Source organism: Zemynaea arenosa, assembly GCF_004614185.1.
Lineage (GTDB): Bacteria > Pseudomonadota > Gammaproteobacteria > Burkholderiales > Burkholderiaceae_D > Telluria > Telluria arenosa.
The window spans coordinates 1-4,374 of the sequence record NZ_SPVF01000151.1; the positions used below are offsets into that span (position 1 = coordinate 1).

A 4,374-nucleotide genomic window follows, 5' to 3' on the forward strand; every position below is an offset into this window, starting at 1 on the left:
CGAGGCGCTGGAGAAGCTCGACAGCGCCCCCGACATCGACCTGGTGCTGATGGATATCCAGATGCCGGTGATGGATGGCCTGCAGGCGACCGCCGTGCTGCGGGCGGCGGGATACGCGCGCCCGATCGTGGCGCTCACCGCCAACGTGATGGCGGACGACGTGCAGCGCTACCTGGAGGGCGGCTGTACCCGCTGCCTGGGCAAGCCGATCGATTTCGTGGCGCTTGCGGCCATGCTGGCGGAATTGCTGGGCAACTCCGGCGGACCCATCACGGAACTCGACGAACTGGCCGAGATGCAGGCGCTGCGCGGCCTATTTGCGGACAGCCTGCCCGATCGGCTGGCGCGCATGGCCGCGGCGGTGCAGGCGGGCGACTGGGCGGCCCTCGCGGACGAGGCCCATATGCTGAAGGGCTCGGCCGCCTCATTCGGCCACCCCGAGGCCGGCGAACTGGCGCGAGCCATCGACGTGGCGCTGCGCGCGGGCGACCCTGCAGAGGCCGCCCGCCAGGTCGGAATCCTGCGCGCGCTGTATGGCGTGGTGGCTGAGGAGGGGGCATGAGCCGGCAGGCCGAATTGCGCGTGCTGGTCGCGGACGACGAGGGGGTGATGCGGACGCTGCTGGCGTCCTTGCTGCGCCAGGCCGGCTATCCCGGCATCGTCTATGCCGCGGACGGCCAACAGGCGCTGGACGTGCTGTCCGACCCGGCCGCGCCGGTGGATCTGGCCTTCCTTGACATCCAGATGCCAGGCTTCACGGGCCTTGAGTTGCTGGGTATGCTACCAGCGCAGGCCGTGCCCTTTTGCGTGATCGTCAGCGCCCACAGCGCCCTTGAGAACGTGCTGGCGGCCGTGCAGGCGGGCGCCCGTGGCTTCATCGTCAAGCCCTATGCCGCGCGCCAGGTCGGCGATATCCTGGCCAAATTCGAAGCGGAGACACGATGAGCGAGACCCCGACCGGCGCAGTGGAGCGCCCCCTGCTGCTGCTGGTGGACGACGACATGCTGCTGCTCGGCCTGCTGAGCAAGATCCTGCAGCGGGGTGGCTACGATGTCCGGCTGGCCAGCTCGGCGGACATGGCCCTGGACCTGCTGGCGCAAAGCACGCGTGAGCCGGACCTGGCGCTGCTGGACATTGCCATGCCGGGCATGGATGGGATTGCGCTGGCCGAGAAGCTGCGCGCCGAGTACGCGCTGCCGGTCATGTTCCTGTCCGCCAGCGACGAAGCGCTGACGGTCGAACGGGCAGCGGCGGCGGGGGCGGTCGGCTACCTCGTCAAGCCAATCGACGCGCCGCGCATCGGTCCGTCGGTCACGGCGGCGCTGGCCCGGGCCGGCGAGCTGCGCCGTCTGCGCGACAGCGAGGAACGGCTCAGCACGGCCCTCAAGACCGGCCGGGAGACCGGCATGGCAGTCGGCGTGCTGATGGAGCGCTACCGGCTGGACCGCAGCGCAGCGTTCCACATGCTGCGCGAGCGCGCGCGGTCGACCCAGCGCAAATTGAACGACGTCGCGGCGGAGCTGCTGCTGGCGGCCGAGACCCTGAATCTGCCGCTGCCGGAACGCAACGGGAAGAAGTGATTTTCTGTTCATATTAGTTGCTTTTGGGAAGTTTTTGGCGTAAGCTGATCCCCATCGTCTGACCGTGCCGGTGGCTCCCACCGGTGTGCCGCGCCCCACCTCGCGTAGCACCGCGGCAGACCGCCTCACCAGCGCGCCCACTCAGGCGTGCGTCCGCACCACCCGGCCACTTCGCCGTTTTTCCCGCCGTGCCCCCGACCGTCCCGCGCCAGCGCGCGGCGTCCTGGCACGGTCCGTGCGCGCCTGCGCGGCGCGCTGTGAAAACGAACCAGGACCGACCCATGTCACTTTCCTCGTCCGATGCGCCGGCCGCCACCGCGTCCAGCCATCTCGAAATTCTCGCCTTCCGCCTGGGGGCGGAAGAATATGCCATTGACATCCAGGCCGTGCAGGAACTGCGCGGACCCGATGCCATCACACGGATCGCCAATGCCCCGCCCTGGGTGCGCGGCGTGATGAACCTGCGCGGCCTGGTCGTCCCGGTCATCGACATGCGCATCCGTCTCGGGGCGCCGGCGGCCACCTACGACGCCTTCACGGTGGTCATCATCGTCAGCCTGCACGGCCGCGTCACCGGCGTGGTCGTGGATGGCGTGTCCGACGTCATGCAAGTGCCGCGCGTAGCCATCAAGCCGAACCCGCTGCCCGAGTCTGCCAGCAGGCGCTGGCTGCTGGGCGTGTGCGAAAGCGGCGCCCGCCTGCTGCAGCTGATCGACATGCACGGCCTGGTCGACGGCAGCGCCGACCTCGACGCCGCTGCTCATTCCGCCCCGGCCGCGCTGGCCGCCTGACGTCCCCTTCGACTACGAATTCCCATCATGAATCTGCGTAACCTGAAAATTGCCCACAAACTGAGCCTGGCCTTCGGGCTGGTCGTCCTGCTGTTCCTGTTGCTGGCGGGGATAGTCCACCAGCAGCTGGGCAAGGTCCTGTTCAGCAACACCGACCGCTACCCGAAAATCGTCATGATCAATACCATCAAGAGCGAGCTCGGAGAAATCGCCCGCTATCAGCGCGACTTGCTGCTGCTGAGCAGCGCCACGGAGCAGACCGAACTGCTGGCCAAGATCGATCGGAGCGCGCGGGTGGTGGCCGATACCACGGCGCAGCTCGATCCATTGATTCAGCTTGCCGAAGGACGAACTCTGCTGCGGGCATTCCTCGATACGCGCAACAAGGCGATCGCATCCCGCACGGCTTTCCTCGAGCAGGTGCGCAGCCAAAAGACGGAAGAGGCGCGCCAGACCCTGACTGGCCCGGTGCGGCTGGCGATGGAGGCCCAGTTGGGCGCAGCCGATGCGCTGCTGGATTTCCAGAGCAAGCTGATGAATGAATCCGCCGCCGAGGCCGCTCGTGGGATCACTGCCGCGCAAACCAGCATGGCGGTCTTGTGCGGCGTCGCGGTCGTCATCAGCGCCGGTCTCGCCTTCCTGCTGACGCGCCTGATCGCGGTCCCGTTGCGCAAGGCGGTCGAGGTGGCCCGGACGGTCGCGGCGGGTGACCTGACCAGCGTGATCGTCGCCGAAGGCCAGGACGAGACCGGCCAGTTGATGGCAGCGCTGGACAGCATGAACGCCGCCCTGATCGCGATCGTGGCCGACGTGCGCCAGAGTGCCGACGCGGTGACCACGGCCTCCGGCGAGATCGCCCAAGGCAACCTGGACTTGTCCTCGCGCACCGAGCAACAGGCCAGTGCGCTGGAAGAGACCGCCTCCTCGATGGAAGAGCTCACCTCCACCGTCAAGCAAAATGCCGACAACGCCCGCCAGGCCAACCAGATGGCCGCCAGCGCCGCCCAGGTGGCGCAGCAGGGCGGAGCGACGGTCGGCGAAGTGGTGCGGACGATGGATGCCATCAGTGCCGCCTCGCGCCGCATTGTCGACATCATCGCGGTCATCGACGGGATCGCGTTCCAGACCAACATCCTGGCCCTGAACGCGGCGGTGGAAGCCGCCCGCGCGGGCGAGCAGGGCCGGGGCTTCGCCGTGGTGGCCTCCGAAGTGCGCAACCTCGCCCAGCGTTCGGCCGCAGCGGCCAAAGAGATCAAGGGCCTGATCGACGACTCGGTAGCGCAGGTGGACAGTGGCGTGCAGCAGGTCGGCCGCGCCGGGGACACCATGGGCCAGATCGTCAGCGGCATCGAGCGCGTGGCGGACATCATGAACGAGATCAGTGCCGCCAGCCGCGAGCAGGAGTCCGGCATCGGCGAGATCAACGCTGCCGTCAGCGCCATGGACAGTGTGACGCAGCAGAATGCTGCCCTGGTGGAAGAAGCCGCCGCTGCCGCCCAGTCCCTGCGCGAGCAGGCGACCGCCCTCAGCGAGCGCGTGAGCGTGTTCAAATTGAGCGGGGAGACGACGCGCACGGTGCTGGCGATGCCGGTGCGGCCAGCTTTGCGCGCGCCGGGGGCCGCGCCCGCGCCGCTTCGTTCGCGCCCCGCCTTGCGTGCCGTGAACGGCGAATGGGACGAGTTCTGACATGGGTCGGACAGTAGAACACGCGCGCGCCACCGGTGGCCGGAGCGCCGTGCCGCACCCGGCCGGTCCGCGGGTGCTGGTGGTGGACGACGACCCGCTGCAGCGCGCGTTGCTGGCAGCAGCACTGCGCCATGCCGGCGCACGGGAGGTGGCTGAGGCGGACGGCGGCGAGGCCGCGCTCGCGGTCCTGGCTGGCGGTCCCTGCTTCGACCTGCTGATCAGCGACCTCAACATGCGCGGCATGAACGGCCTGGAGTTGCTGGCCGCCGTGCTCGTAGAAGCGGTCGTCTTCGATCGCCAGCACGGCCTTCTTCATG

The 4,374-nt window shown here is 68.7% G+C and carries 6 protein-coding genes; all 6 read left to right on the top strand.

What is annotated here, in order from left to right; all coding sequences use genetic code 11:
* A partial coding sequence (locus E4L96_RS12140) for a response regulator (protein WP_135207486.1) occupies positions 1 to 562 on the top strand: 562 nt, incomplete at its 5' end.
* Entirely contained in the window at positions 559 to 945 is a 387-nt protein-coding gene (locus E4L96_RS12145) for a response regulator (protein ID WP_135207487.1), read from the top strand. The genes E4L96_RS12140 and E4L96_RS12145, both read left to right, overlap by 4 nt.
* Entirely contained in the window at positions 942 to 1,580 is a 639-nt protein-coding gene (locus tag E4L96_RS12150) for an ANTAR domain-containing response regulator (protein WP_135207488.1), read from the top strand. Before E4L96_RS12145 ends, E4L96_RS12150 begins: the two co-directional genes overlap by 4 nt.
* Positions 1,581 to 1,861: 281 nt before the next feature.
* Positions 1,862 to 2,371: a chemotaxis protein CheW gene (locus E4L96_RS12155; protein ID WP_135207489.1), complete on the top strand. Its 510-nt coding sequence runs from the start codon at positions 1,862 to 1,864 to the stop codon at positions 2,369 to 2,371.
* A 27-nt stretch (positions 2,372 to 2,398) separates the two neighbouring features.
* Entirely contained in the window at positions 2,399 to 4,057 is a 1,659-nt protein-coding gene (locus tag E4L96_RS12160) for a methyl-accepting chemotaxis protein (RefSeq protein WP_135207490.1), read from the top strand.
* A gap of 1 nt (position 4,058) precedes the next feature.
* Positions 4,059 to 4,374, top strand: a 316-nt coding sequence (locus E4L96_RS12165) for a response regulator transcription factor (protein ID WP_135207491.1), incomplete at its 3' end; no start/stop codon positions are given.

What these genes read in the sequence shown, in the direction of transcription:
- E4L96_RS12145 (WP_135207487.1), top strand. Translation starts at nt 559, where the DNA reads ATGAGCCGGCAGGCCGAATTGCGCGTGCTGGTCGCGGACGACGAGGGG.
- E4L96_RS12150 (WP_135207488.1), top strand. Translation starts at nt 942, where the DNA reads ATGAGCGAGACCCCGACCGGCGCAGTGGAGCGCCCCCTGCTGCTGCTG.
- E4L96_RS12155 (WP_135207489.1), top strand. Translation starts at nt 1,862, where the DNA reads ATGTCACTTTCCTCGTCCGATGCGCCGGCCGCCACCGCGTCCAGCCAT.
- E4L96_RS12160 (WP_135207490.1), top strand. Translation starts at nt 2,399, where the DNA reads ATGAATCTGCGTAACCTGAAAATTGCCCACAAACTGAGCCTGGCCTTC.